Annotated in this window: 27 protein-coding genes; 11 read left to right on the top strand and 16 right to left on the bottom strand. The window is 60.0% G+C overall.

Annotation, left to right across the window (positions count from 1 at the left end):
* From FEV16_RS16230 to FEV16_RS16220, 3 genes are all read left to right on the top strand, one after another.
* A partial coding sequence (locus tag FEV16_RS16230; RefSeq protein WP_210234910.1) for a hypothetical protein occupies positions 1 to 220 on the top strand: 220 nt, incomplete at its 5' end.
* 299 nt (positions 221 to 519) lie between these two features.
* Positions 520 to 1,083 (top strand): DUF4142 domain-containing protein, encoded by a 564-nt coding sequence (locus FEV16_RS16225; protein ID WP_138168642.1) that lies wholly within the window; start codon positions 520 to 522, stop codon positions 1,081 to 1,083.
* Between the two features lie 5 nt (positions 1,084 to 1,088).
* Positions 1,089 to 1,412 (top strand): cupredoxin domain-containing protein, encoded by a 324-nt coding sequence (locus FEV16_RS16220; protein WP_138168641.1) that lies wholly within the window; start codon positions 1,089 to 1,091, stop codon positions 1,410 to 1,412.
* Between the two features lie 144 nt (positions 1,413 to 1,556).
* Here the strand turns inward: FEV16_RS16220 and FEV16_RS16215 are convergent, their stop codons facing one another.
* The 3 genes from FEV16_RS16215 to FEV16_RS16205 all read right to left on the bottom strand — a co-directional run bounded on the left by FEV16_RS16215 (position 1,557) and on the right by FEV16_RS16205 (position 3,157).
* Complete coding sequence (locus FEV16_RS16215; RefSeq protein ID WP_138168640.1) at positions 1,557 to 2,096, bottom strand: cupin domain-containing protein; 540 nt, start codon at positions 2,094 to 2,096, stop codon at positions 1,557 to 1,559.
* A complete protein-coding gene (locus FEV16_RS16210) occupies positions 2,093 to 2,626 on the bottom strand; it encodes a sigma-70 family RNA polymerase sigma factor (RefSeq protein ID WP_171015273.1) in 534 nt (177 codons plus the stop codon). Before FEV16_RS16210 ends, FEV16_RS16215 begins: the two co-directional genes overlap by 4 nt.
* Before the next feature lie 132 nt (positions 2,627 to 2,758).
* A complete protein-coding gene (locus FEV16_RS16205; protein ID WP_138168638.1) occupies positions 2,759 to 3,157 on the bottom strand; it encodes a nuclear transport factor 2 family protein in 399 nt (132 codons plus the stop codon).
* A 271-nt stretch (positions 3,158 to 3,428) separates the two neighbouring features.
* Here FEV16_RS16205 and FEV16_RS16200 point away from each other — a divergent pair, with 271 nt between their 5' ends.
* The 3 genes from FEV16_RS16200 to FEV16_RS16185 all read left to right on the top strand — a co-directional run bounded on the left by FEV16_RS16200 (position 3,429) and on the right by FEV16_RS16185 (position 7,333).
* Positions 3,429 to 5,114 (top strand): hypothetical protein, encoded by a 1,686-nt coding sequence (locus FEV16_RS16200; protein ID WP_246657390.1) that lies wholly within the window; start codon positions 3,429 to 3,431, stop codon positions 5,112 to 5,114.
* Between the two features lie 100 nt (positions 5,115 to 5,214).
* Positions 5,215 to 5,460 (top strand): hypothetical protein, encoded by a 246-nt coding sequence (locus FEV16_RS16190; RefSeq protein ID WP_138168637.1) that lies wholly within the window; start codon positions 5,215 to 5,217, stop codon positions 5,458 to 5,460.
* Positions 5,461 to 5,521: 61 nt separating this feature from the next.
* On the top strand, positions 5,522 to 7,333 hold the full coding sequence (locus tag FEV16_RS16185; RefSeq protein ID WP_246657389.1) for a S8 family serine peptidase: 1,812 nt from the start codon (positions 5,522 to 5,524) through the stop codon (positions 7,331 to 7,333).
* On the opposite strand, the gene FEV16_RS16180 is transcribed toward FEV16_RS16185, so the two are convergent.
* Positions 7,326 to 8,090 (bottom strand): response regulator transcription factor, encoded by a 765-nt coding sequence (locus FEV16_RS16180; RefSeq protein ID WP_138168636.1) that lies wholly within the window; start codon positions 8,088 to 8,090, stop codon positions 7,326 to 7,328. The genes FEV16_RS16185 and FEV16_RS16180 overlap by 8 nt on opposite strands.
* A 302-nt stretch (positions 8,091 to 8,392) precedes the next feature.
* On the bottom strand, positions 8,393 to 8,866 hold the full coding sequence (locus FEV16_RS16175; RefSeq protein WP_138168635.1) for a cupin domain-containing protein: 474 nt from the start codon (positions 8,864 to 8,866) through the stop codon (positions 8,393 to 8,395).
* Between the two features lie 77 nt (positions 8,867 to 8,943).
* Between FEV16_RS16175 and FEV16_RS16170 the strand changes: the two genes are divergently transcribed.
* Entirely contained in the window at positions 8,944 to 9,843 is a 900-nt protein-coding gene (locus FEV16_RS16170) for an isoaspartyl peptidase/L-asparaginase family protein (protein ID WP_138168634.1), read from the top strand.
* 7 nt (positions 9,844 to 9,850) lie between these two features.
* Here the strand turns inward: FEV16_RS16170 and FEV16_RS16165 are convergent, their stop codons facing one another.
* The 8 genes from FEV16_RS16165 to FEV16_RS16135 form a co-directional block, all read right to left on the bottom strand.
* Positions 9,851 to 10,177 carry a hypothetical protein gene (locus FEV16_RS16165; RefSeq protein ID WP_138168633.1) on the bottom strand — a complete coding sequence of 109 codons (327 nt, stop codon included), beginning with the start codon at positions 10,175 to 10,177 and terminating at the stop codon, positions 9,851 to 9,853.
* Positions 10,178 to 10,425: 248 nt separating this feature from the next.
* A complete protein-coding gene (locus FEV16_RS16160; protein WP_138168632.1) occupies positions 10,426 to 12,261 on the bottom strand; it encodes a carbamoyltransferase in 1,836 nt (611 codons plus the stop codon).
* Positions 12,262 to 12,267: 6 nt separating this feature from the next.
* Positions 12,268 to 12,414: a DUF5989 family protein gene (locus FEV16_RS17015; RefSeq protein ID WP_171015272.1), complete on the bottom strand. Its 147-nt coding sequence runs from the start codon at positions 12,412 to 12,414 to the stop codon at positions 12,268 to 12,270.
* A gap of 11 nt (positions 12,415 to 12,425) precedes the next feature.
* Complete coding sequence (locus tag FEV16_RS16155) at positions 12,426 to 12,803, bottom strand: SxtJ family membrane protein (protein ID WP_281404868.1); 378 nt, start codon at positions 12,801 to 12,803, stop codon at positions 12,426 to 12,428.
* A gap of 150 nt (positions 12,804 to 12,953) precedes the next feature.
* Entirely contained in the window at positions 12,954 to 14,114 is a 1,161-nt protein-coding gene (locus tag FEV16_RS16150; protein WP_138168630.1) for an SGNH/GDSL hydrolase family protein, read from the bottom strand.
* A gap of 220 nt (positions 14,115 to 14,334) precedes the next feature.
* Positions 14,335 to 14,484, bottom strand: coding sequence for a lmo0937 family membrane protein (locus FEV16_RS16145; RefSeq protein WP_138168629.1), 150 nt, complete (start codon positions 14,482 to 14,484; stop codon positions 14,335 to 14,337).
* 34 nt (positions 14,485 to 14,518) lie between these two features.
* The gene (hdeA, locus tag FEV16_RS16140; protein WP_138168628.1) at positions 14,519 to 14,854 is read right to left on the bottom strand and encodes an acid-activated periplasmic chaperone HdeA; all 336 of its coding nucleotides are present in this window, start codon (positions 14,852 to 14,854) and stop codon (positions 14,519 to 14,521) included.
* A gap of 108 nt (positions 14,855 to 14,962) precedes the next feature.
* The gene (locus tag FEV16_RS16135; RefSeq protein ID WP_138168627.1) at positions 14,963 to 15,754 is read right to left on the bottom strand and encodes a TOBE domain-containing protein; all 792 of its coding nucleotides are present in this window, start codon (positions 15,752 to 15,754) and stop codon (positions 14,963 to 14,965) included.
* Positions 15,755 to 16,358: 604 nt separating this feature from the next.
* On the opposite strand from FEV16_RS16135, the gene FEV16_RS16130 reads away from it, so the two are divergent.
* From FEV16_RS16130 to FEV16_RS16120, 3 genes are read left to right on the top strand one after another with little or no spacing between them, the layout of a single operon-like run.
* Positions 16,359 to 17,579 (top strand): extracellular solute-binding protein, encoded by a 1,221-nt coding sequence (locus tag FEV16_RS16130; protein ID WP_246657387.1) that lies wholly within the window; start codon positions 16,359 to 16,361, stop codon positions 17,577 to 17,579.
* Positions 17,576 to 18,871 carry a di-heme oxidoredictase family protein gene (locus tag FEV16_RS16125; protein ID WP_138168625.1) on the top strand — a complete coding sequence of 432 codons (1,296 nt, stop codon included), beginning with the start codon at positions 17,576 to 17,578 and terminating at the stop codon, positions 18,869 to 18,871. Before FEV16_RS16130 ends, FEV16_RS16125 begins: the two co-directional genes overlap by 4 nt.
* A 15-nt stretch (positions 18,872 to 18,886) precedes the next feature.
* Positions 18,887 to 21,106, top strand: coding sequence for a TonB-dependent receptor (locus FEV16_RS16120; RefSeq protein ID WP_246657386.1), 2,220 nt, complete (start codon positions 18,887 to 18,889; stop codon positions 21,104 to 21,106).
* Positions 21,107 to 21,160: 54 nt separating this feature from the next.
* Here FEV16_RS16120 and FEV16_RS16115 read toward each other — a convergent pair whose 3' ends face one another.
* Positions 21,161 to 22,063 (bottom strand): pepsin/retropepsin-like aspartic protease family protein, encoded by a 903-nt coding sequence (locus FEV16_RS16115; protein WP_138168624.1) that lies wholly within the window; start codon positions 22,061 to 22,063, stop codon positions 21,161 to 21,163.
* Positions 22,064 to 22,088: 25 nt separating this feature from the next.
* Positions 22,089 to 23,099 carry an MBL fold metallo-hydrolase gene (locus FEV16_RS16110; RefSeq protein WP_138168623.1) on the bottom strand — a complete coding sequence of 337 codons (1,011 nt, stop codon included), beginning with the start codon at positions 23,097 to 23,099 and terminating at the stop codon, positions 22,089 to 22,091.
* A 137-nt stretch (positions 23,100 to 23,236) separates the two neighbouring features.
* Here FEV16_RS16110 and FEV16_RS16105 point away from each other — a divergent pair, with 137 nt between their 5' ends.
* Positions 23,237 to 24,229 (top strand): aldo/keto reductase, encoded by a 993-nt coding sequence (locus FEV16_RS16105; RefSeq protein ID WP_138168622.1) that lies wholly within the window; start codon positions 23,237 to 23,239, stop codon positions 24,227 to 24,229.
* Between the two features lie 10 nt (positions 24,230 to 24,239).
* Here FEV16_RS16105 and FEV16_RS16100 read toward each other — a convergent pair whose 3' ends face one another.
* The gene (locus FEV16_RS16100; protein ID WP_246657385.1) at positions 24,240 to 24,800 is read right to left on the bottom strand and encodes a hypothetical protein; all 561 of its coding nucleotides are present in this window, start codon (positions 24,798 to 24,800) and stop codon (positions 24,240 to 24,242) included.
* Between the last annotated feature and the right edge of the window lie 13 nt (positions 24,801 to 24,813).

The following is a 24,813-nucleotide window of genomic DNA, read 5'->3' as shown; positions in this document are numbered from 1 at the left end:
CACGTCGGCGCTTGACGAAGAGAGTCAAATTTCGATGCTGCGCCTGTTCAATGAAGATCTAGCCGGCGCGACGGTGATCAGCGTGGGGCATCGTGTCGGCATGGAAGATTTTCACGACAAGAAACTCATTCTCGAGCGTCGCGCCGCTGGCGCGCATATCACCAGCCGCAAGCTGCAAAAATCACTCTGGCATTTGTTCGACGACGCCGCGCTTTACTAACTGCTAAGAGGGCGCGTCTCGGCGGCGGTTTGCGCGCCCCAGACAAGAATGCGCTCAGCTTTGATGAACGCCTAGGTTTTTGCGCCTTCCTCGCTTCACCTCAAGTTTTGAAAAACGTGCGCGCGCGGAACTCCGCCGCTGCGCGTTGCTAGCGATGCGGCGCGTCGGCGCCAGAAAAAATTGCCTGCGCCAGCAACCGGGGTTCAATTTTCTCAGCAAGGCTGCAACCGAAGCCCTTTCGTCTGTGTATTGGCTGCAGGTCGCGAAATGAGCGCGGCCCCTTGAATGGAGGAGAGACCATGAAGACGATAATTCTTGCCGGAGCTACAGCCGCCTTATTGCTCGCGGCGACGCCATTCGCCAATGCCGGGGATACGCCGACCGATCCGCAGATCGCCCATATCGCCTACACGGCTGGAACGGTGGACATCGGCTATGCCGAAATCGCGCTACAGCGTTCGAAGACCAAAGCCGTTCGCGAATTCGCCGCCGAAATGGTGAAGGACCACAAGGCCGTCAACGACAAGGCGCTGGCGCTCGTCAAAAAGCTCGGCGTGACGCCTGAGGATAATGAAACGAGCCAAACGCTCGCCAAGCAGGCGGCGGAAAAGCGCGCTGAACTCATGCGGCTCTCGGGCGCAGCCTTCGATCGCGCCTATGCCGAAAACGAAGTGGCCTATCACTCTTTCGTGAACAATGCGGTCGACAAGCTGCTCATTCCCTCGGCGACCAATCAGGAGCTCAAGGGCCTGCTCAGAGTCGGCCTGAAAATCTTCCAAGGCCATCAGCAGCACGCCGAACAGATGGTCCAGAAGCTCGCCAAGATGTCGCGCAGCTGGAAATCGACGGCGAGTGCGGAGTGACAGCGATGAAAGATTTCGCGCGCCGCGCGGGATTTTTGATCACATTCGCAGTGGCGGGCGCGGTTTCCGCGTCCGCCGGCGAGCGTGTCAGAATCTCGATCAACGATCTCGATTTCGCTCCGTCGTCCGTCACCGTGCATTTGGGCGACATCGTCGAGTGGACCAATAAGGATATCGTCGAACATACGGCGACAGCCCGCAACGGCGCATTTGACGTGACGACTCCTAAAGGCAAGCCGGCCACAGCACGCATGACCGTTGTCGGCAGAACGGAGTATTTCTGCCGGTTGCATCCAAATATGGTCGGCGTGATCGATGTGGTGAAATAGGCGTGCCGAGCAACCGATCGGGATCTGACGGCTATTCCCATTTGCGCGGCGCTCTCCATGCGCAATTGGAGACCGCCGCGCTTTCTTGCAGTCTCGTCGATCGACGTGCGTTGGGTTGATCTAGGGAAAGGTCGCCGCGCGACGTCACATCGCCATAGAGACGATGCAGCGGCAGCCCACGCGGGTCATAGTCGCCGGATGGCGGCTGCCCTTGGGCGATACATGGAGATCGCCTGGGCCCAATTCCTCGTCGCCGATCGTAAGGTCGCCCGAGATCACGTAGATCTCCTCGTCCTGCTCATGCGCGTGCGCCGGGTAGACTGCGCCAGGCTCTATGTCGAAAAGCACCGTCTTGCGCTGGAGTTCCTCGTCTTGGTGCAGGAGCTTCACCCGTACGCCTGGCGAAAACCTTATCCAGTCGTCGGATTCGACGGGTAGCATACGGCTTAAGGTTTCGAGGCGCAGACGCGACTCTAGACGTGCTTCGATCTTCTTCAAGAGGCCATATGGCGCCTCGACATGCGGCCCGAGGGCGGCAAGCGGCGCAAGCGCTTCTTCCCATTCGCGCGCTCTGGCTGCAAGCTCGGGATCGCGCTTAAGCCGCTCCTTGACGATAGCGTGTTCGGACGCCGTCAAAGCCCCGGCGGCCCAAAGCGCGGCGTCGATGTCGTCGTCGTCGCTCATGAGATGCACTTTCTGAGGTCCGCCAGCCCGCGAAACAACGCCGACTTCATCGTGCCGAGCGGACGCTCGAAACGCCGCGCCAGCTCCTCATGCGAATAGCCGTGGACATAGGCGAGCAGCACCCACTTCCGACGCTCGGCTTCGAGCTTGTTGAGGCATTCCATCAGGCGGCCTTTGCCGATCGGATCGTATTCGGGAAGATCGGCCGCGATTTCGAATAACGCGTCGCCGTCGAGCGAATCGTGCGCATCGTCGCGACGGCGCAGATCATTAAGCGCGATGCGGCGCGTTACGACGCTCATCCATGCTAGCGCCGCGCCCTTCGCCTCGTCATAGGCGTTAGCGCGCTCCCAGATACGCACGAATGATTCCTGCATCGCCTCCTCGGCGCGCGCACGGTCTTTCAACAAGGCGAGACAAATCGCATAAAGCCGCGACGACGTCGCCGCGTAGAGATCGCGAAAAGCCGTCCGATCTCCCGCTGCGACGCGCAACAACAATGCTTCGTTGGAAAACGATTTCGCGCTCACCCGCGCTTCCTGCCACACACATGCCGCGTGAAAGAAAATATAGTCAAAGCGCGGTCCTCCGTCGAGACGGAGCGTGGGGTTGTAGGCGCGAGAAGCGTTGTTCACTCGAGAAACTCTCGACGTCGGTGCGCCTTACGCCGCGATGGCGCTGACGATGGCGGCGGTGTCATAAAACTCGCGAAAGCGAGAAAGCTTGCCGTTCTTCACGGTGAAGACATGCGCCCAGTCACAGTCGAAGACGCCGCCGCTAGATTTGAGACGCGCGCGCGTGCGGCCGATGACGATCACCGTGTCGCCCGCATCGAAGAAATCGCGGGGTTCGAAGAGCTCAAAGTCCAGATTTTCGGAGAGCGACTTGAAAAAGTAAGCCGTCCCTGCGACGCCGTTGCGGCGACCGCCCCAAGGAATTGCCTTCGCGTCGCCGTTCGAGATCCATTCTATCGACGGATCGACATTGTCGAGTATCGTCTTGACGTCGCCCCGGCCGAAGGCGGCGTATAGCGAACGGATAAAGCTGCAATTGTCGGCCATGGCGTTCTCCCGAGCTAAACAGATTCGACGCGGCGCTTGGCGAGCCGAGCCGCTGATCTGTTACAGACGGCCGAGGAGAACGGATGCAGCCGATCTCGCTTATTTTGCGGGCAGACGCGATTGAGCCGTCCGTCCCGCATGTATCCTCAACTGTGCCCAACGATCCATATGTCCGGCTTCCCAAAGCGCCTATCGTTTGCAATGCGTCGATGAGCAAATGCGACAGGCGTTTGAGCGACGCGGATTCCTTTGACCTTTGGGAGGTTGAGATATGCAAGTCGCTTTCAATGGAGCAACGCCTACGGTCGCGCCTATGGGCGTCGTTGTCGATCAGAACTTTGCGCCGCAAGGCATCATCGGCGGGGCGCTCGGCAGCGCGCTGGGTGGATTAGGCGGCGGCGCGCTCGGCCGCGCCTTTGGCAATCAGAATCTCGGTCGGCAGATCGGCAGCGTCGCCGGCGGCGTGCTCGGCGGTTTTCTGCCGTTTGAGGCCGGTCCGCAAGCTTACGCTGGAACCTATTATGTCCCGCAGATGGCTGCGCCTGGATTCGCGCCGCAAGGCGTTATCGTCGATCAGCAGTTCGCGCCGCAGGGCATTATCGGCGGCGCGCTTGGCAACGCGCTCGGAGGTCTTGGCGGCGGCGCGCTTGGCCGCGCCCTGGGCAACCAGAATATCGGCCAGCAGATCGGCCGCGTCGCCGGCGGTTTTCTTGGCGGCTTGCTGCCCTTCGAGGCCGCGCCGCAGTTCGCGCCGCAGAGCCTGTTCGGCAGTGCGCCCTGGGCGCGCCAGCCCATCGGCATCGTCGATAATTGGGGTCCTCAGACAAGGGCGAATATTTTGCCCTTCGAGGCGGCTCCGGTTTTCGCGCCGCAGGGGATCGTGGGCGACGCGCTTGGCGCGATCGGCGGCCCGCTTGGCGGCTTCATCGGCGGCCGCTTCGGCAACGCCGGCCTCGGCCAGACGATCGGCAACACGGTGGGCGGACTGGCCCAACGCTTCCTGCCGTTCGAAGCCGCGCCTGTGTTTGCGCCGCAGGGGATCGTCGGCGACGCGCTTGGCGCGATTGGCGCCCCGTTTGGCGGCTTCATCGGCGGCCGTTTCGGCAACGCCGGCCTTGGCCAGACGATCGGCGGCACGGTGGGCGGTCTCGCTCAGCGCTTCCTGCCGTTCGAGGCGGCTCCGGTTTTCGCCCCGCAGGGCATTGTCGGCGACGCGCTTGGGGCAATCGGCGGGCCTGTCGGCGGCTGGATCGGCGGTCGCTTCGGCAACGCCAGCGCCGGCCAGACGATCGGCAATGTGGTGGGCGGCCTTGCCCAGCGCTTCCTGCCGTTCGAAGCCGGCCCGCAGCAGCCTGTCTACTACGCGCCGCAGGCGGCCGCGCCTGTGTTCGCCCCGCAGGGGATTGTCGGCGACGCGCTTGGCGCGATTGGCGCCCCGCTTGGCGGCTTCATTGGCGGCCGTTTCGGCAACGCCGGCCTTGGCCAGACGATCGGCGGCACGGTGGGTGGTCTTGCTCAGCGTTTCCTGCCGTTCGAGGCGGAGCCGGTTTTCGTTCCGCAGGGCTTCATCGGCGATGCGCTCGGCGCAGTCGGGGGCCGGGTCGGCAACTGGATCGGCGGACGCTTCGGCAACGCTGGCGTCGGCCAGACGGTTGGCAATGTGGTGGGCGGTCTCGCCCAGCGCTTCCTGCCGTTCGAAGCCGGCCCGCAGCAGCCTGTCTATTACGCACCGCAGGCGGCCGCGCCCGTGTTCGCGCCGCAGGGAATTATCGGCGACGCGCTCGGCGCGATCGGCGGCCCCGTTGGCGGCTGGATTGGCGGACGCTTCGGCAACGCCGGCGCCGGCCAGACGATCGGCAATGTGGTGGGCGGACTCGCTCAGCGCTTCCTGCCGTTCGAAGCTGGCCCGCAACCCGTCTACTACGCGCCGCAGATGCAGGCGCCGATGTACGGATGAGGTTGAGCCGCATAATCGACGCGGCGTGTGAAGGATGCTTTGCTGCCGCTCCCGGGCCGATTGTTCGGCCTGGGAGCCCACAAAAGATCAGGATCGCGACATGAGCGCAACGAACGGCAACGATCAATTTCTGGTGGCGCCGCGGAACGCGGCGAGCGCAGGCGATTTAGCGGCTTTCGAACAGGCGATGCAGTCTGTCCCGGGCGCCGCAATCCTCCAGCGCGCCGGCAAGGCCGGGCAGCCGAGGCTGGTCGTCACCCTTCCTGCCGCAAGCGCAAGTCAGTTGCGCGAACAATTCGGCGCGACCCTGATCATTGAACCGAATGCTCCGCTCAAACCATTTTAGCGCTGGCGTCGCGTCCTTCTCTGTGGCGCGCAGGCTGGCTTGATTTCTTAGGAGAGTCGAAATGGCTGGTCCCGACAATAGTAATCCGGCGCCCAATGGTCGTAGTTCTGGGCCCTCCGCGCCGTCGCCGAATGGCGCCGACACGCGCGTGGAGCCGATGGCGCTCGCGCCCACAGAGCGCTTTATGATCGCCTCGCGGCGGCTTCCCGGATTCGCGCCCGCTTCGGCGACGGATCTGGCCAATGCGCTCCCCGATGTAAAGATTGTGCGGCGGATTGCGCCCCGCGGGCTTAACGCCTTTTCAGCCGGCGGGTCATCCTCTCAGACGCCAGAAATTCTCGTCGCTGAGATGGACCCTGCGCGCGGCGCCGCGCTGCAGGCGTCAGCGCCGCCCAACGTCGTCGTCGAGCGCGACGCTTTTCTCCGCGCCTCGGATGATTTTCGTCCCTTCGACTTCAATGGAATGATGCCGATCGCTGCAGGCGTCGGAGTCGACGTTCAGCTTCGCGTCGTAGGGGCAGGCGGCAAGCCGCTGCCGAAAGCGACGGTCTATGTCTATGGTCAGGGTTTTCCTGGCCAAGGCGTCACGAATGAACGCGGCGAAGTCGTCGTGACGGTTTTCGGCGGCCCGATTGAGACCGTCCAGGCGATTTACGTGAAACCCGTCGCCGATCATTGGGATCGGATGCTTCGCGCGCCAGCGCTCCAGGCCGGCGCGATGAACACGGTGCAACTGCGTCCGCTGACCGACAGCTTCAACGGCTTCCCACAAACCGGCATGATTGGCTGGGGTCAGCGCTTGATGAAGCTCGATCGGCTTGACGCTTCATTCACAGGCGCTGGCGTCAAGATCGGCATCATCGATTCGGGTTGCGACAGCGCGCATCCCCAACTGCGTCATGTGACGCGCGGCGCCGATCTCACTAATGGCGGCGACAAGACGAGTTGGTCGAACGATCAAATCGGTCATGGAACGCATTGCGCCGGAATCATCACCGCCGCCTCTGACGGGGGCGTCGCCGGCATTCGCGGCTTTGCGCCGAAAGCGGAAGTTCACTCGTTGAAGGTATTTCCGGGCGGGCGTTTCAGCGACCTTATCGACGCGCTCGACGAATGCATCGAACGGCAACTCGACGTCGTCAATATGAGCCTCGGCAGCGGCGACCCTTCGGAACTGGTGACGCAAAAATTAGCCGAAGCGCGTCAGAACGGTGTCGCTTGCATCGTTGCGGCCGGAAATTCCAGCGGTCCCGTGCAGTTTCCTGGCATGCTGCCGACGGTGCTGACCGTCGCGGCGCTGGGTAAGCTCGATGAGTTTCCAAACGACAGCTACCACGCTCAGACCATCGTGCCGCAACTTGTCGCGGGTTCGATGTTCTCGCCGAAGTTCACCTGCTTTGGACCGCAGATCGCGGTCGCCGCGCCCGGCGTCGCGATCGTCTCGACGGTGCCCGGTGGCGGCTATGCGGCGTGGGACGGCACGTCGATGGCGACGCCTCATGTGACCGGCATGGCGGCGTTGCTTCTCGCGCATCATCCGCTTCTTGCTGGGGCGCGGATGGCGCGGAACGAACAGCGCGTCGCGCAGCTCTTCTCGCTAGTGGCGTCGTCCGGAGTGCGCTATCTCGGCGAGGCGACGCGCGAAGGCGTCGGCGCCCCCGATCTTGAGCGCGTGCCAGGTCTCGCGGCCGCCCAGCCGATGGGCGCTGCGGCGCCAGCCAGCGCTGGATTGGCGCCCGCCGGCGTCATGGTCGACGGATTTGCTCCCTTGAGCGCGCCGGCGCCATGGGCGGTCAATCCGGCAATGATGCAAGCGATCAATCCCGCGATCATCCAGCGCATGATTCAGCTGCGGGCCGCGGGTCTCATTTAGCCGCGAGAACAAACGGGACTTTATCGGTCGGCGTAAGAAGCGCTCCTCCATCATGTGTGGAGGAGCGCTTTCGCATCGAGTGCGCCGCTTCGCCACGTCCGCGCACTTGCAACTTCTGAAGAACATTGTGCACGTGATTCTTCACTGTGCCGAGTTCGATGCGCAGTCGACGAGCGATCTCCTTGTTCGACAACCCGCGTTCGATGAGCGCGAGAATCTCATGTTCGCGCGCCGTAAGCGCGTCCTTTGCGCCGGCGCCGGCGGTTTGCGAACTCTCGCCAATCTTCCCGCGCTCGTCGATCGAATGAATCGCAGGCGCAGCCAATTGCTCGAGCAGTTCGACGACGTCGTCGACTGAGCCCTCGCGAGGAACGACGCCTACGATGGTTTGACAAGCGGCGGTCAACGCCGCGCCGGCTGACGCTGGCGCTCCAATGGCGACGATTCGCAGCTCTGGATGTCGTTCGCGAAGATCTTGCGCAATCGCGAGACCTCCTAGCTCGCCAACGTCAAGCAGGACAATATCGGGTTTAGAATCAGCGGCCGCCGCCAGAGCGGCGTCGCCCGCAACGACAGCGACAATGGACATTCCTGGATGCTGACCGAGACGCAACCCGAGCGCTTCGCTAAACAGACGCACGTCGCTAACGATCAAGATGCGCGTGTTCCGCCTGAGATTCGCTGGAACAAACGCGCTTTGCGTCGACAGCCCGACGTTCACAATGGAATCGTATCGAGAGGCCGCAAAACGGGGCATGGAAAACTCCTGAGCGCTATTTTTGATTAGGGCGCCTAAGAAATTGGCGCGTTTCTCAAAGGCGCGACACTAGAGCGTCGCCGCCTGCAATCTTCTCAGCTCCGTGGCGGTTGTTAAACCGCATCGACATTTCGTCATCATGACGTTTTCGAGCGTTGCGCTGATCGTCAACATGATGGTCTTCATAAGCGCTTTTTCAAGAGCTTTGTCCTCGTGCAAACGAATGGCTTATCAAAGAGCCCGACGCGTGCTGTCGAGCGGCTCAGCTTAATTCGCACGAGCGAGGAGAGATTGAGCAGTGTCTATTTTTTGGTCGGATAGAGAATGACATGCTCCTGTTCATTCCCATCGTTGCGGGCGACGATCGCAACCGCTGCTTCGCTGTCGCTTAGGTTTATGGGCTGATGCGGCACGTCTGGAGGAATGAAAATGAAATCGCCAGCGACGTTCACGACGCTTTTTTCGAGATGTTCTCCGTATCGCGTCTCAACTTTGCCTTGCAAAAGATAGATTGCTGACTCGTGGCCCTTATGGGTGTGAGCCTCAGCCTTGCCGCCTGGAGGAATCACGACCTTCAGCAAAGACAGCCCCTTCGCGCCGGCGGTGTTTGTTGAAATTCCAGGAAAGATGGGCAGCGCTTGCTTGGACGGCATTGCATCGCCGGCGCGCACCGTGACGATGTCCTTCCCGTCCTTCTGGCCTATGATCAACGTCTCCGACGCAGCCGGCCCAATGAGCGCTGCGAGGATGAAGGAAACAAGCAATGTGTTGCGCATGGTGTTCTCCAAAATTTGGCGACGCGAGAATATAGCGCAAACGTACGGTGAGGCGACAAACGACAGGCTGAGGAACGATGGGCTTTTCGCTGATGATTCATGGCGGCGCCGGCGCGATTCGCGATCCGCAACGCTACGAAGCTTCGTTACGCGCAATCGTGAAGTCGGGCGCGAGCCTTCTTGCGGCAGGGTCGTCGGCGCTAGACGCGGTCGTCCACTGCGTCGCCTTGCTTGAAGACGATCCTTTGTACAACGCCGGTCGGGGCTCCGTGCTCGATGCTGAAGGCTCCGTATTGTGCGACGCGTCGATCATGGAGGGCCGTACGCTCAAAGCGGGCGCCGTCGCGGCGGTTCGCGGCGTGAGAAATCCGGTACGTCTGGCATTTGAGATCATGGAGAACAGCAGTCATGTTTTGCTCGTCGGAGAAGGCGCGGAACGCTTCGCGAGAGAGCGGCGGCTGGCGTTTGAAAGCGACGATTATTTCCGGACGCGAGAACGCATCGATCAATTGGCGAAAGCGAAGCGAAAGCGTGAGACTGCGCTCGATCATTCGGAATTGGACGATACTAAATTTGGCACGGTGGGCGCCGTGGCGCGTGATACAAACGGCGATCTCGCGGCGGCGACGTCAACGGGAGGCGTCGTCAATCAGCCGGTTGGCCGCGTCGGCGATTCGCCGATCATCGGCGCCGGCACGTTTGCCGACAACGCCAGTTGCGCAGTCTCATGCACAGGCGTCGGTGAGGATTTCATACGCACTGTGCTCGCTCGCACCGCCAGTTTCTTTGTTGAATTTCGCGGCATGCAAGCCGAGCAAGCCGCGTGTGAGGCGATCCGCTATCTCGTCGACAAAGTCGACGGCCAGGGCGGCCTCATCCTCGTGGATCGCCAAGGAAGGTGCGGACGCGCGCACTCGACTCCGGGCATGCTGACGGCGAGGTTCGCCGACGGCGTCGCATCGGTGGAGACGAGATAGACCGCCATCATCTCGTGAGCCCCAGTCGCGGCGCCTGCCGACGACGACTGGCGAGCCGCTGGGCCAAGGGGTGTCTGCGGTCGAGCGCAATTTGCGCCAGCGGCGCGACGAAGCCAGGCGCATCTACGTCGTCAGCGATCTCGAAGCGGCACATCAGACCTTGCGTTGCGCCAGCGTCGAAGATGTCGATGACGACGAGTCTCGGCGCGTTTCTCCCTATTGCGCCGCGCTCGCGCAGAAAGGCGAGGAGCGGCGGACGGGGATAAGCGGAAAGGGGCAGTGCGCCGCGCAAACTATGGACAAGACTTTCCTGTCTGACGCGATCGAAATTCATTTGCCGCTCCGCCAAAAAAACAATGCATTCGATGCAAATCTCAGGCGCTCACGCCTCCCTCAAAAGGATGAGGCTTTAGAGAATGCGTCAAGCTGAGCGGCGAATTTTTCTGTGGCCGATCCCCGCATCTAACAATGCGATGGTTACGAGGCCTCGCGCGGATGCATTCTGATCAAATCTTTTCAAAGAAATTCGTTTAAGCGATTCAGGCCAAATGCTGATCTACAGATAGGGGGACGCTGCGCCCCTCAGTCGAGTTCAAATTGCTCCTTATAGTCGTGCTTGAGCGATGCGTCCTGATTCTCTTTGCGAAGATAGCAGTCGCCGATCGCCAGCGTGTCCATCTCAGTGCCCATGAAACAGCCGAATGCGTCCTCCGGCGTGCATACGATCGGCTCCCCCCGCACATTGAAACTTGTGTTGACGAGCACCGGGCAGCCAGTCATTCGTTTGAACGCTGAAAGCAGCGCGTAATAACGCGGATTCGTCTCCTTATGCACCGTCTGGATCCGCGCCGAATAGTCGACATGGGTGACGGCGGGAATAGAGCTGCGAGGCACATTCAGTCTGTCGATCCCAAAGAGCGCCTGCTGCTCGGCCGTCATTGCGAGGCGATGTTTATCTGCGACGTCGGCGACGAGGAGCATATAGGGAGAATCGCCGTTAAGCTCGAACCAGTCGGCGACATCCTCACGCAGAACCGATGGCGCGAAGGGACGAAACGACTCGCGATATTTGATTTTGAGATTAAGCGTCTTTTGCATTGTATCGGAGCGTGGGTCGCCCAGAATCGAGCGTCCGCCAAGAGCTCGCGGCCCGAATTCCATTCGGCCCTGAAACCAGCCGACGGCCTTCTCGTTGGCGAGATCCTGTGCAGTCGCCTCGATGATATCGCTTTCCGTCATTGTCTCGAATTTTGCTCCGACGGATTTGAGCCGACGCTCAATCTCGGTTTGCGAGAATAAAGGACCGAGATAGGAGCCGCTCATGGCGTCGCCCCCGCCATTGAGACTCCTGGGATTCTTCTTGTGGCTATAGTACGCGGCAAGCGCCGCGCCGAGCGCGCCGCCGGCGTCGCCGGCTGCAGGTTGAATCCAGATCTGATCGAAACGGCCGTCACGGAGCAGCTTGCCGTTGGCCACGCAGTTCAGCGCAACGCCGCCGGCAAGACACAGATTGCGGGCGCCGGTCTCGCGGGCGAGCGCGCGCGTGAGCCTGAGGACGATCTCCTCGGTAACGGACTGTATCGAGGCGGCGATATCCATATGACGCTGCGTCAGCAATTCTTCCGGCTTGCGCGCGGGACCACCGAACAATTGGTCGAACTTGGCGTTCGTCATTCGCAATCCGGTGCAATAGTCGAAATAAGATTGATCGAGCCGGAAGGTGCCGTCCTGCTTGAGATCGATAAGGCGATCGAAGATCAGATCGACGTATTTAGGTTCGCCATAAGGGGCGAGGCCCATCAGCTTATATTCGCCGGAGTTCACCTTAAAGCCGGCATAATATGTGAAGGCCGAATAGAGCAGGCCGAGCGAATGCGGAAACCGCAGTTCGCGCTGCATCGTCAGCTGATTGTCGTCGCCAAAGGCGACTGATGTCGTCGCCCACTCGCCCACGCCATCCATGGTCAGAACGACCGCGTCGTTGAACGGAGACGGATAGAATGCGCTCGCGGCGTGACTGAAGTGATGTTCGGCGAAGAGCAACCTCTTCGACCAATCGACATCCGCCGAATAGGCCTTCATCTCTTTTAAGAGCAGCGACTTTTGAAAGAGCTTTTCGCGCAGCCAAAGCGGCAGCGCCATCTTGAACGATTGGAATCCTCGTGGCGCGAAGGCGATATAGGTCTCGAGCAACCGCTCGAATTTGACGAAAGGCTTATCGTAGAAGGCGACGAAATCTATGTCCTGAGGCGCAGCGCGGGCGGCCGCAAGACAATAGTCGATTGCGTGGCGTGGAAAGCGCGAGTCGTGCTTTTTGCGCGAAAATCGCTCTTCCTGAGCGGCTGCGATGATTTCGCCATCCTCTACCACGGCGGCTGCGCTATCGTGGTAGAAGGCGGAGACGCCAAGTATGCGCATCGAGCTTTAGAAGAGCGTGTAGATGAATGGCGCGACTGCGGTTCCTTGCAGCACGATCAAGGCGCCGATCAGCAGCATGATGACGAGCACGGGCGCCATCCAGTATTTCTTTCGGGTTTTGAGGTAGTCCCAAAGCTCGAACAGAAAACTCATTTATCTTCTCCTCAGAACTGTTTGCTCATGTCGCCCGCCGCGTCGACGGCATCGCGCATGGTCCAGTACGACGTCGCGTTCTTGTCGAACGAAAGTTTGAGCGGATCGGTGCCGCGAAATCGGAAAAGCATCGCGATTGGAAGGATCACGCCAAAGAACAGGACGCCCATGATGATCGGATTGGTGATCTTGTGCAGTGCCCCGCCAAGCTTGAACCAAAGTCGGTTGAGCGGCCGCAATCTGGCTGGCGCCAGCAACGCCGCCGCCGCAAAGGCGGCCGCTGCAGCAAGCCCCCAGAAGTGAGGGCTTTCTCCGTGCCGGATTGGCAGCATGCTGATCATCGCGATCGCCGCAGCGATCACCAGCCCGAATGATCGATCCGACCCCATGGTCGGCGAACGATCTCTCGAAAAGTCCTCGTGCGACATTCAGTGAATCCCCCCAGCCGCCTGGATAACAAATTATCTCCAATGTCGCCGAACCGCAAATTTTCTTTGCCTTTTCATGGGTTACAAAAAATTGTTTCGTCTGCGGGCGCCTTATTCGTAATTCTTGATGAGGCCTTGCGCCAACAGCGCATTGCCCTTTCCGTTAAAGTGGAAGTCTCCCCAGAAGTACAATGACCTGATGAAATCAGGATCTTGCGCCTTGTATTCGAAAAAATCGGGAAAGTGATTGAAAAATCTTCTGCATTTCCCCGCGCACCATTCGCGCCAGATGCGCGCTTGTCGCGAATTTTCAACGTCGTAAAGAAGCTGCTGCGGCCATGGATAGACCCCAACCGAAAGCGCGATCCCGCGCGACGACAGGAGTTCGTAGAGGCGATCCATTTGCTTCTTCGCCTTGTCGATAGACGCTTCGATCCCTAACGCGCCATAGCAGTTTGAATTCTCGCTATATGTCCAACTCGCGCGCGCATAGTCGCGACTATAGACGGCGCGAGATTTTGAGAGGTCTTCGAGTTTCGCTGCGCCGATCGCTCTTCCCAGTTCCGCCGAATAGCGCATCTGGCCGAGAAACTCGTCCATATAGGAGATCTTCTCCCACCACTGCTTTTCCGGGCGCTGCAGCGGCGGACGCGGGATAGGAGAACACTCGTCGGAGCCGGTCTGAAACAGGCCCATCTGCAATACGCCATTTTGGTCGTATGAATAGAGAGTGGCTTCGTCCTGTATGTCGGAGATATCGATATAGACGACGGCCTCGTCGAACTTGAGCCCCGCGTCGAGAAAATATTTGAGTTTCTCGTAATAGACGGACGGCGCGTAGCTCGAGACGCCGGCGTTCAGCACATCGAAGGCGGGAAACGCCTGCGCGAAGAGGCCGATAAAGGATTCTTCGTAAGGGACGCCCAGACTTTCAGCGAACGAATCGCCGATAAAGACGATGCGCTTTCGATCTGTCGCCATCGGCACGTCGCGGACGGCGGCGTCTCTGAAGCCCAAGGAGTTTGTGAAAATGCGGACTGTGTTCGAGCCCCAGGCGTCGAAGCCGTTGAAATTCGGCTTGAGGCCATGAGTGTAATGGGGATCACGTACCCTCAGCTCGTTTTTGGCGGGCGCAAGGAACGGATTGCCGCCCCTGTAAATGATATGAAGGACAATCTCGGCAACTAAGGCAAGGCAGAGCAGTAGGCCAAGGTTGATCAAGAGAATGCGACACAGCTTCCACAAGGCATTCATGGCGGACCACGATCGCATTGGTTAAATTTGGCTCCCGACGCTGCGGACATCAGTCCTGCCATAGCTCGCCTGAAAAGGGCAAGCTTCCTCTGCAAACTATCTCTGTGGGGGAAGGAGTTACGATGACGCCTCAGAGGCCGCTTCAAGCAAAAGGAGAGCGGGACGGGAAGCAAGCAAACGGCGTTGCGCTCGCTCCCCTTCTCGATTGTTAGCTCTGCGCGAGCGTTCCGGAGTTCTGCTAAATAATGCTACGGCCGCGAATGACGCGCAGAAGAATCACGATGATCGCGATGACAAGCAGGATGTGGATGAAGCCGCCGAGCGTATATGACGAGACGAGCCCGAGCAGCCATAGCACCAAGAGAATAACTGCTATCGTTTCAAGCATTCTCTAGCCTCCCGATTTGCGGCGCAGCAGATCCTCACAGCTTTTTGCCGAGCGACTTTGCGTCTGCTTCGACCTTTTTCCAAGCATCCTTGAGCTTGCTCCAGAAGGACTCCTGCGGCGCCTTCTTGCAATCGTCGATGACCATCGGAATGACCTTCTCCGTGCCTTCGATATCGACATTCTCTCCGGCCGGCTTGCCCTTCTTGCTCTGAGCGGACGACCAGTAGATCACTTTCGGCTGAAATTGATCATCGACGGCGAGGAATTCCTCGCATGTCCATTTCGAGGTCGGCTTCTTCGTTGTCGTTTCGGCGAGGACGTTCGTCGCACAAAAAGCCACGGCGACGGCGATGAAATAGATTCGCTTCATAGCTTGCTCCTTCGAATCGACGCTTTTCGCGAAGCGCGCCCAAAGAAACTATTGCGGAATCGAACCCATATCCAGTTGCGCCCGAGCGGTCGAGCGTCTTCGACCCGGCTATTCCACCGCTAAAATGACGTCCGACGCGTCGAAGGTCGCGAGCGCGGCGTCCCCTTTCTTCAGTCCCATATCTTCAACATGGTGGCGTGGGGTCACCGCGGTCATCGTCTTTCCGAAGCCGACGTCAAGCAGGATTTCGCTATTTCGTTCGGCGTCGATCCGCTGCGTAACCACGCCACGGAAGCAATTGCGCTGCTGCGGCGCCACATCGCCTGCAGGCGAGAGATTGACAAAAGACGCCTTGATGAGCGCCAGCGCCTTCTGTCCTCTGGAGAGATGCAGCCGCTCGGCAGACTCATTGGTGACGATCGCGAGGATCGTATCCTTCTCCGACACACGCAGCGTCACTTCGACGTCGACCGGCCATTTCTTGACTTGCGTCACTTCGGCTCTGAAAACATTGCGCGCCGAAATCGTCATTCCGGCGGTCCAGAGCAAGAAATCCTCGGCGCCGGCAAGGCCTTCTTCGGCGATGGTCTCGGATATGCGCCCGAGTTTTTCTTCGAGGCGGTGGAATGTTGCGATCAGCCGGCGTCCCTCGTCGGTCACCTCGGCGCCGCCGCCGCTGCGCCCGCCCGCCTTGGTGACGAAAGCGGGCGTCGGCAGCAGATTGTTGATGGCGTTCACCGCATCCCACGCGGCCTTGTAACTGAAGCCGACCGCCTTGGCCGCCTTTGTGATGCTGCCGTGGGCCGCGACGGCTTCGAGCAGCTTGACGCGATCGCGGCCCACGAGGAGTCGCCCCTCGCTGCGCAGCGCCAGTGAAGCATCGATCTTACCGTCGGCCATGTCAGAGCCTCGCCCTTTCGCCCGAGGTACAGGGTCGCACAAGCGGACGCAACCATGGCGTGAGACGAAATTCCTTCAACGAAGCGTCGCCTTAGCGAATTGGCCCGTCGCCGTGCAGCGCGGCGGGCGCCAAGGCGATTTCGTTCGCCCGACAGTGACCGGAAACGCAATGCGAGGGAGGACTGCGCGCTGATCGCCAGGGGCCGTGAGCGATAAGTCGGGGAGACATCGCTTCTTTCGTCTTCCTGTGTGAATTCGACTTTGCGTACTGTATTAAACTCAACACAATGTAGTAAAGCCGTCAATGGTCATCTAACGGCTCCACGGCTGCGGCTCATCACATTGAGATATTTATATAATTTTTGCGAGCTGCGATATTAATCGATAACATATCGATATGTGTTGCATCTATATCACACGTCTATATACTTATCGTTTCTGCATAAAATTCTCATATTGACATTTATATGGCACGTTCGTAGTTCAGCATTATATAGATGGAATATACAACGGTGTCCCTGCAATGACTCGCCTTTTCCCTGCCGGGCTAATCGCCCTTGTTATCAGTATCTTGAGCGCGTGTCCCGGGGGCGCGACGGATGCTGTGACGATCATCGTCGTCACAAGCTTTCCGGAAGAGTTGACGACTCGCTACGAGCGGGAGTTCGAGCGCGGCCACCCGCAAATTCACGTTCAATTCGTCTGGAAGCAGTCCCGCGACGCGCTTGTCGAATTGACCAAGCCCGAACAGGGCGGAGCCGATATCTATTGGGCGCCATCGCCGGCGAATTTTGCGCTTCTTTCCGACCGCGGCGCCTTTCGCAAGATATCGGTCGATCGCGCTTCGCTCCCTGGAAGACTCGGCGCGCAGCAATTGTCCGATCCTGCCGGATCCTACGAAGCATACGACGTCGCCGGCTATGGGATCGTCGTCAATCCGAGCGCGTTAGCCGCCGTTGGACTTTCGGCGCCTCGACGCTGGCGCGATCTCGCCTCTCCAGAATTTGCGCGCCGATTGGCCATGCCCGTCGCCGGCAAGGTCGGCTTTTCGCCTGCGCTTTACGACATCTTTTTGCAGAGCGAAGGTTGGACGGAAGGGTGGCGTCTCCTTAGCGAAATGGCCGGAGAGGCGACGCTGCTCGATTCGGGATTCGGACCGACGGCGTCGGTGCGAGACGGCAAGGCCGCCCTCGCGCTGACGATTGATTTCATCGCCGAGATCGCCAGGGCGAATGGCGCGCCTGTCGAGATGATCTATCCCGAGCGCGCCGCCTTCCTGCCCGCGCATGTTGCGATGACCGCCGGCGCCAAGCATGTCGCCGGCGCGCAGGCCTTCATCGACTTCCTGCTGTCGAAGGATGGCCAGCAACTCATGATGGAGCGCGACAGCCGGCGTCATCCGGCGCGACCCGACGTCTATCAAAACGCGCCGGCAGGCTTCGCCAATCCCTTTGCGCTGCCAGCGTCGACAATCCTCGACTACGACTCCGAGATAGGCCGTCGCCGGCCGCCGCTGATCACTCTGTTATTCGATCTCGCAATCGTCGAAGGCCACGCCGAAAGCGCCGACCTATGGCGCAAGATTCACGACTCTGAGAAAAAGTTTGCCGCCGACGCCAAGGCGATGGCGGTCCTCGGAGAGGCGAAGAACCTCGCCGCCTTCGTTCCGATCTCCGAGAGCGATGCGCGCGCGACGGTCTTCCTTGAGCGCTTCTCGCGTCGCGACGCCATCGATCCGCAGCAGATCGTGCAATGGCGTGGGGAAATAGCGTCTGCGCGGCAAAAGGCGCGTGACCTCGTCAAAAGCCTGGAGCCGGCGCCATGAAACGCTTCGGCGTCCTTCTATGCGCAGCAATGCTGGCGGGCGCCGCGCGATACGAGGCGAGCGCTCCCGAAAGCGAAGCCTTTACCCAGCCCATTGAAGGACTGGACGCGACACATGCCGCGAGCTTTCGCAAGGGGAGCGGCATTTTTCGACAGGCCTGGGTCATCGGGCCTTCGCAGGATCATCCCGACTTCATCGGTCTCGGTCCCCTTTACAATCGGCTTTCCTGTATCGCCTGCCATGTCAAGAATGGACGCGGCGCCGCGCCCGACAGCGAAAATGGCGTCGCGCGCACGATGGCGGCGAGGCTGAGCGTCGACGGAAAGGATGCGCATGGCGGACCGCGCGTCCATCCTGACTACGGCGCTCAGCTCAATCCAGAAGGCGTGCCTGGCGTCGCCGGCGAAGGCCAGGCGGTCGCCAATTACGCCGAATTCGATGTGTTGTTCCCCGATGGGGGGAAAATAACGCTTCGTCGGCCGACGCTCTCTTTCCGTAATCTCGCTTACGGTCCGTTTGGGCCCGAGACGAAAACGTCTCTGCGTAACGCGCCGCCCGTTTATGGCTTGGGCCTGCTTGAGGCGGTCGCCGAAGCGGAAATTCTTGCCGGCAAAGGCAGGCCGAATTTCGTTTTCGACATCGAGACCGGCAAGAGGGCGCTCGGACGCTTCGGACTCAAAGCCAATCAGCCCAATCTCAAGCAGCAGATCGCCAACGCCTTCGCTGAAGACATTGGGATTACGTCGTCGCTATTTCCCGTCGAGACCTGCGCGCCGACTCTAAGCGAATGCCGTAGCGCATCGAAGCCGGAGTTATCGGACGCTCAACTCGATGCGGTCCTAAATTACATCCGCGCGCTTGCGCCTCCAGCCCGACGCAATCTCGAGGAACCTCCCGTCAAGGACGGCGAAGCGCTGTTTCATCAGATTGGCTGTTCCGATTGCCATCGCGATGCGCTGCATGTCGCAGACTTCCCTCTGCAGCCTGCGCTCAACGGCGTCGATATCCATCCTTATACCGATCTACTGCTGCACGACATGGGCGAGGAGCTCGCCGATGGCCGCGACGATTTCGAAGCCGGCCCTCGCGAATGGCGAACGCCGCCGCTCTGGGGACTAGGCCTCGCCGGCAAGGGCGGAGACGGCGCCAATTTTCTGCATGACGGCAGAGCGCGCACGCCCGCCGAGGCGATCCTCTGGCATGGCGGCGAAGCGCAAACATCGGTCGACGCCTTCCGCAATCTTCCCGAACCCCAGCGCGACGCGCTGCTCGCTTTCCTCAACTCTCTCTGACGTTCCATGGGGGCAATGATGACCAGGCTGCTGACTACGACGGCGATTTCAGGCGGCGTTCTTCTCTCGCTATCAGCGCCGGTAGGCGCGCAGACGACGCTGCCGCCGATCGAAGTGCATGCGCCCAAAGCCTTCGAACTCGGTCAGATCAAAGTCGGCGCGCGGCGGCTCGGCGTCCCCACAAGAGCCGCAGAAGCCGGCGACGGCGAAGGCGCAGCGCGTTCGACGCAGGCGGTCCCTTCGGAGAAAGTCGATAATGGCCCGACGCCCAGTCAGCATACCGACGCCTTCGGCGGCTACACGATCACCAACAGACAGATGGAGACCTTTGCGCGGCCGACGCTCGACAGCGCGGTCAATATCGCGCCGGGCGTCAACAGTCAGATCTCAGGCAACTCGCGCAATGAGCAAAACATTTATGTGCGGGGTTTCGATCGATGGCAGGTGCCGCTCACCGTCGACGGCGTCCGCGTCTATCTGCCGGTCGACAACAGACTCGATTTCGCGCGCTTTCTGACCGCCGACATCGCCGAAGTGCAGATCGCCAAAGGCTATGTCTCGGTGCTCGATGGTCCTGGCGGCATGGGCGGTCAGATCAATCTCGTGACGCGCCGGCCGACCCGAGAGATTGAAGCCGAATGGCGCACGCGATTCGAATTCGGCCGCGACGGAACCTTCCTCGGGCCGATGACCTACGGTTTTGCAGGCACCAAGCACGACCTCTGGTACGCGCAGCTCAGCGGCACTTTCCAAAACTACGACGGCTGGATGCTGCCGGCGAGTTATCAATCGACGCTCGCTCAGGGACCGGGCATGCGCGGGCAATCCTATACGCAAGACTATAACGTCAATGCGCGTGTGGCCGTGACGCCCAACGCTACCGACGAATATTCGTTGAGCTTCACCCGTCAGGAGGGTCAAAAAGGCTCGCCGCTCCATACAACCGATCCGCTGTCAGGATCGAGCGCTCAACGTTTCTGGCGATGGCCCTATTGGCGCGTTCAGAACCTCTATTTCCTGTCGAGAACTCAGCTCAATGAAGCCGCCTATGTGAAGACACGCGGCTATTGGAGCAAATACGACAATTCGCTCGTCAGCTACGACGATCCTTCTTTCATCAATCAGTCTCTGCCGAAGTCCTTTAATAGCGCTTACGCGGACTATGCGCTTGGCGCCGAAGTCGAGGCCGGCGCGCAGATCGGCGACATCGATACCTTGAAAGCGCTGTTCTTCTATCGCATGGATAATCATTCCGAGTGGCAGGAGAATTTCGGACAAAATATTCGCGGGACTCGCGTGGGCTGCGTGGCCACCGTGCCGTGCTTCACCCAGCCGATCATTAGGGACATAGAGGACACTTATTCGGCGGCGGTCGAAAATACGTTCCACCCGCGACAGGACATCGATATCGTTGGAGGCTTCAGCTACGATTGGCGCCATCTGCGGCAGGCGCAAGGCTTCGCTGTTCCGCAAGGCGTCATCAACTATCAGCCGGCGGACGTGCAGGCGCCGAACTATCAGGGCGCGGCCATTTGGCGTTATACCGACACTGACCGCATCTACTTTAACGGCTCAAGCAGAACGCGCTATCCGACGCTCTTCGAGCGCTTCAGCACGCGCTTTGGCGGCGCGACGTCCAATCCGACGCTCATGCCTGAACGCGCCACCAATTTCGATCTTGGCTGGTCGAGCCTGTTCGCGCCGGGGAGCCGGGTGTCGGTCGACGTCTTCTACAGCCTCGTCGACAAACTCATCCAAAGCGTGCCCGCGCCTCAATTTGGACCTAACGTTACACAATCTCAGAATGTCGGCGGCGGCAGATTCTACGGCGCGGAAATCTCGGCCGATTATTTCGTGCGCGAGGATTTCTCGCTCGGCGGCAATGTCACCTTCATTAGGCGCCGTGTCTATTCGCCTTCAATCCTCAATTTTCAGCCGACCGGCGTGCCTGACTTTAAGATGTTTCTTTACGCCGGCTACCGCCCAATTCCCGAACTGACCTTGACGCCAAGCATCGAAGTGGCCGGCGCTCGCTGGACGACCATCACAAACGGCAACTGGTACTATCGAACCGGCGCCTACTGCCTGACGAATTTCAACGTCGATTATCAGCCCGGCGACAACATCAAATTCTCCGGCGGCGTACGCAACGCTTTCGACGACTATTATGTGCTCGCCGATGGCTATCCCTCTCCGGGCCGTACCTTCTATCTCGCGTCGAAAGTGAACTTTTAGGCGTTCTAAGACTCGACACGAAATCGGTCGCGCTGCGCTCGCGTGGCGCGCCGTCTATTTCAGCTTTGCGTCCCATGTCGGGGAATCCGGCGCGCGAAAATCGAAGTCCCAATCGAATTTCCTAATGAGATTATCGCCGATCAGAAAATGAACGTCGCGGCCGAGCGCGTTGCGCAATGCGCCGAAGTCATAGGAGATTGCAAAGAGATCGCGCAGAATGCGACCTCCGCCGAGATCGATCGATTTGATCTTGTAGACTTGCATGGACATGCGCTTTCCTCCGACGCCGCTTGCTTGGGCCTTGGCGTTCACGGGAGCGAATAACGCTTTGTGCTTACGCACGAACTGCTGATCGACTGCGGAGACTTCCGCGCCTGTATCGAACAGGCCGATCGCAGCGGTATTGCCGAAGCGCAGGTCGACGCCGACGAGATTTCCCTCAGGTCCCAGTCGTCGGAATGGTTTTGGCCGACCACTGGCGATCGCATCTCCAAAAAAGACAAGTTCGCGGCGATCTAGATCGAGGCTGAAACGCGCGCCTTTGAAAAAATCGAGGCCAAGTAAGTCGTCGGCGTCGCCGGGCGGACATCGCGTGATTTGATATTTCGCTCGCGCGATATTGTTCCCTTGGTCGGCGACGAGTTCAAAATTCTGCGCTTCGACGTCTTCGCAGCGCATTGTCGCGCCTGACGCTCCAGTTGAAAGGCTTTGGCCGAGAGCCAGCAAGTCCTTGTTCCAGGGCGCCAGCCTGACGCGCGTGCTCGAAGCCCCGGTGTCAAGGCGCATGGTTCCCATGACATTGCTGATGCGGACCGGCAGGTAGATGCGTCCGCCGGCATATTGATCTTCGGTCAAAGTCAGCGGAATGACGGAGCGGCTTCTCTCGGCGCCAGTCGCCGAGGCCAACATGAACAGGGCTGCAATAATGAAAACCGCCGCCCATCGAAAGAACTGCATCACTGCTTCCCGCCTCCGAACAGGTTCAGCCGCTAAGAAACGCGTCCTGAGCTTCCCGCGCAAGCTCCGCGCCTTGTCCCTTGTAGCGCGGCGAATAGTGGAAGGTGACGAGCCGCTTGACTCTGGCGAGGCGCGCGATTGTTCCCGCCTGCCGCGCCGTCAAATGTCGTCGCGCCGCCGCTGCGACGGAGTCGCATTCTAAGAATCCGCCTTCGATGAAGAGCGTGTCTGCGCCTTCAGCGAGCTTTACGATTCGTTCGATGTTGCGCTCGGTATAGGCGCAATCGACCACGTAAGCGATCTTGCGGCCCGAGGAGATCTTCATGATCTCCTTCTTGAGTAGGCCAAAGGGCAGAGAGTCGGGCTTCGCGCCTTCAGCATCCGCCCAGGCGACGTTGATGGGAGATTGATCGTCCGCGCCCTTAAGCGTCGCCTCTTTGAATTTGCGCAGCCACGGCCCGACGGCGAGGCCCATCGCGTTGAGCCTGTTGCGCCAGATGTTGATATGCGCGCGTTCCTCCAGCGCGAAGGCCAGCGCCGGCAGTCCGTGATCGAGCGTCGTGACGCGAACCTGAATTCCAGATTCTTTTAGAAGCACGCCCTCGCTCGACTGGCTTTTCTCTTCGTCGCGCCTTGCAAACCGCGTTCGTCCGGAAAATGAAACGGAGGACGTGCGACCGGATTCGTCCATTTCAGTTACGCGGAATGTCAGATTGCCGTCGTAACCGCCGATGAGATTCCAGGAATAGGCTTTGAGCTTATGCTCTACGGCGTCGACTATGCCACGCGGCCCATAGACGCCGAGGGTCATTTCGCGCCCGAGCAGACGCCGCAGCAGCTGATCGAAGCCCGCGAAATGATCCATGTGCAGATGCGTGACGAAGACGTCGCTGATTCGCAGCATTTTTCGCGGCGAAAGCCGTCCGAGATCGCCAAGATCGAAGAGCAATGCCCGCTTTTCGAACACGAGATCGACGTAAAGTCCCGGATCGTCGAATGGATCATTGATCAGCGCAGGGTCGAAATGGCGCGGCACGCGTTTTTTGCTCTCATTTGTCGCCGAGCAAAGCTCATGCGCGACCATGCAGGGCGTACAGTAACAGGGGCATGCAGTAACATATAATGCCGCGGCGCAGATTGGATCGCTCTTTAGCCGTCCGTTGGAGGTCTTCAATGAAAACTCGCAAGCTTGGCGCAAACGGTCCCGCGGTGTCAGCCGTGGGGCTCGGCTGCATGGGAATGTCGGACCTCTATGGCGCGTCGGATCGCGCCGAAGGCGTCGCGACCATTCACGCCGCGCTCGACGCCGGCGTAACGTTGCTCGACACCGGCGATTTCTACGGCATGGGCCATAATGAGATGCTGATCGCAGAGGCCCTGCAAGGCCGGCCGCGCGACGCCGTTATTCTCAGTGTCAAATTCGGCGCCCAGCGCGATCCGCAAGGAAACTGGGTCGGCTTCGATGGTCGGCCGTCAGCCGTGAAGACGTCGCTCGCATACAGCCTTAAGAGGCTTCGCGTCGATTATCTCGATATCTACCGTCCGGCGCGGCTCGACCCGAATGTGCCGATCGAGGAGACGATCGGCGCCATCGCCGACATGGTCAAGGCGGGCTATGTTCGTTTCATTGGGCTTTCGGAATTCGGGCCGGAGACGATCCGCCGCGCGGCCGCCGTGCATCCGATCGCCGATGTGCAGATTGAATATTCTCTTATTTCGCGCGGAATCGAAAAGTCGATCCTTCCAACGTGCCGCGCGCTCGGCGTAGGAATCACCGCCTATGGCGTGCTGTCGCGCGGATTGATCGGCGGCCATTGGCAGGCCGGCAAACAAACGGGAGCGGGAGATTTCCGCACGACCATTCCGCGCTTTCAGGGCGAAAACCTCGAAAGGAACCTCGGGCTCGTCGATGAAATCAAGCGCATCGCCGACGCCAAGGGCGCGACGGTCGCGCAGATCGCCATCGCCTGGGTCTTGTCGCGCGGCGACGACATCGCGCCCCTCATCGGCGCGCGGCGGCGCGACAGACTCGCCGAATCGCTTGGCGCGCTTTCTTTGACGCTCGATCGCGATGAGATTTCCCTTCTTGAGCAGCTTGCTTCTTCCGTCGCTGGCGAGCGCTACGCCGAGTCGCAAATGGCGCATCTCGACAGCGAACGCGGCTGAGCCTCTTCGATTACGCATGGGGCGGCGACCACAGCAGCTTTCCGAAAAGCGCTTGCGGGAAAATCGCGATCACCGGACGTTTGGCAAGCAGTCTGGCGCTTTTGCTCCGCCCATGCAGCCAGGCGAGGACGGCGCGTTCACCAGTCATATCGCTCGCAGGAATGGAGCGGCCCATGACGTCGACGCGCCGGCCGAGATAGCCTTCGTCCGCCGGATGGCGACCGAACCGCGATGGGCCAAAATCGGCGCTCCAGCGCGCGCGCCAGGGAAATGGCTTGCCGGTCCCGCCGCGAAAGAACGCCCAGACATCCAAGTCTTTGACGCCGGTGACGCCGTCCACATAATGTTGCGCGCCGCCCTGGCAGAGCGCGAGCAGGATCAGTCGATCCTTGTAGTTTCGACCGACCGGCGTTCGAAACGCCTTATTGCGCAACACGTCTTGAGCAATCTCGCTCAGTCGCGCGAGATCGTCATTCGTTAGAGTCTCGAAACTGCGCTCGGCTTCCATGCCTTTGAAATATCGGCTTGCTATTTGCCGCCGATCGGCGAAAGATTCGGCTTTCGTCGTCATCTTGCCATGGAAG

It is taken from the genome of Methylocystis sp. B8, assembly GCF_005771425.1.
In the GTDB taxonomy this organism is placed as follows: domain Bacteria; phylum Pseudomonadota; class Alphaproteobacteria; order Rhizobiales; family Beijerinckiaceae; genus Methylocystis.
Note: the sequence above shows the minus strand (reverse complement) of the source record. Positions and strands in the feature narration are given on the sequence as shown.

Coding starts and splice junctions, on each gene's coding strand:
- FEV16_RS16190 (WP_138168637.1), top strand. CDS start 5,215: ATGAGCGCAACGAACGGCAACGATCAATTTCTGGTGGCGCCGCGGAAC.
- hdeA (WP_138168628.1), bottom strand. CDS start 14,854: ATGAAGCGAATCTATTTCATCGCCGTCGCCGTGGCTTTTTGTGCGACG.
- FEV16_RS16125 (WP_138168625.1), top strand. CDS start 17,576: ATGAAACGCTTCGGCGTCCTTCTATGCGCAGCAATGCTGGCGGGCGCC.
- FEV16_RS16180 (WP_138168636.1), bottom strand. CDS start 8,090: ATGCCCCGTTTTGCGGCCTCTCGATACGATTCCATTGTGAACGTCGGG.
- FEV16_RS16175 (WP_138168635.1), bottom strand. CDS start 8,866: ATGCGCAACACATTGCTTGTTTCCTTCATCCTCGCAGCGCTCATTGGG.
- FEV16_RS16145 (WP_138168629.1), bottom strand. CDS start 14,484: ATGCTTGAAACGATAGCAGTTATTCTCTTGGTGCTATGGCTGCTCGGG.
- FEV16_RS16170 (WP_138168634.1), top strand. CDS start 8,944: ATGGGCTTTTCGCTGATGATTCATGGCGGCGCCGGCGCGATTCGCGAT.
- FEV16_RS16200 (WP_246657390.1), top strand. CDS start 3,429: ATGCAAGTCGCTTTCAATGGAGCAACGCCTACGGTCGCGCCTATGGGC.
- FEV16_RS16115 (WP_138168624.1), bottom strand. CDS start 22,063: ATGCAGTTCTTTCGATGGGCGGCGGTTTTCATTATTGCAGCCCTGTTC.
- FEV16_RS16215 (WP_138168640.1), bottom strand. CDS start 2,096: ATGAGCGACGACGACGACATCGACGCCGCGCTTTGGGCCGCCGGGGCT.
- FEV16_RS16155 (WP_281404868.1), bottom strand. CDS start 12,803: ATGGGGTCGGATCGATCATTCGGGCTGGTGATCGCTGCGGCGATCGCG.
- FEV16_RS16150 (WP_138168630.1), bottom strand. CDS start 14,114: ATGCGATCGTGGTCCGCCATGAATGCCTTGTGGAAGCTGTGTCGCATT.
- FEV16_RS16225 (WP_138168642.1), top strand. CDS start 520: ATGAAGACGATAATTCTTGCCGGAGCTACAGCCGCCTTATTGCTCGCG.
- FEV16_RS16100 (WP_246657385.1), bottom strand. CDS start 24,800: ATGACGACGAAAGCCGAATCTTTCGCCGATCGGCGGCAAATAGCAAGC.
- FEV16_RS16120 (WP_246657386.1), top strand. CDS start 18,887: ATGATGACCAGGCTGCTGACTACGACGGCGATTTCAGGCGGCGTTCTT.
- FEV16_RS16205 (WP_138168638.1), bottom strand. CDS start 3,157: ATGGCCGACAATTGCAGCTTTATCCGTTCGCTATACGCCGCCTTCGGC.
- FEV16_RS16220 (WP_138168641.1), top strand. CDS start 1,089: ATGAAAGATTTCGCGCGCCGCGCGGGATTTTTGATCACATTCGCAGTG.
- FEV16_RS16135 (WP_138168627.1), bottom strand. CDS start 15,754: ATGGCCGACGGTAAGATCGATGCTTCACTGGCGCTGCGCAGCGAGGGG.
- FEV16_RS16105 (WP_138168622.1), top strand. CDS start 23,237: ATGAAAACTCGCAAGCTTGGCGCAAACGGTCCCGCGGTGTCAGCCGTG.
- FEV16_RS16160 (WP_138168632.1), bottom strand. CDS start 12,261: ATGCGCATACTTGGCGTCTCCGCCTTCTACCACGATAGCGCAGCCGCC.
- FEV16_RS16165 (WP_138168633.1), bottom strand. CDS start 10,177: ATGAATTTCGATCGCGTCAGACAGGAAAGTCTTGTCCATAGTTTGCGC.
- FEV16_RS16185 (WP_246657389.1), top strand. CDS start 5,522: ATGGCTGGTCCCGACAATAGTAATCCGGCGCCCAATGGTCGTAGTTCT.
- FEV16_RS17015 (WP_171015272.1), bottom strand. CDS start 12,414: ATGAGTTTTCTGTTCGAGCTTTGGGACTACCTCAAAACCCGAAAGAAA.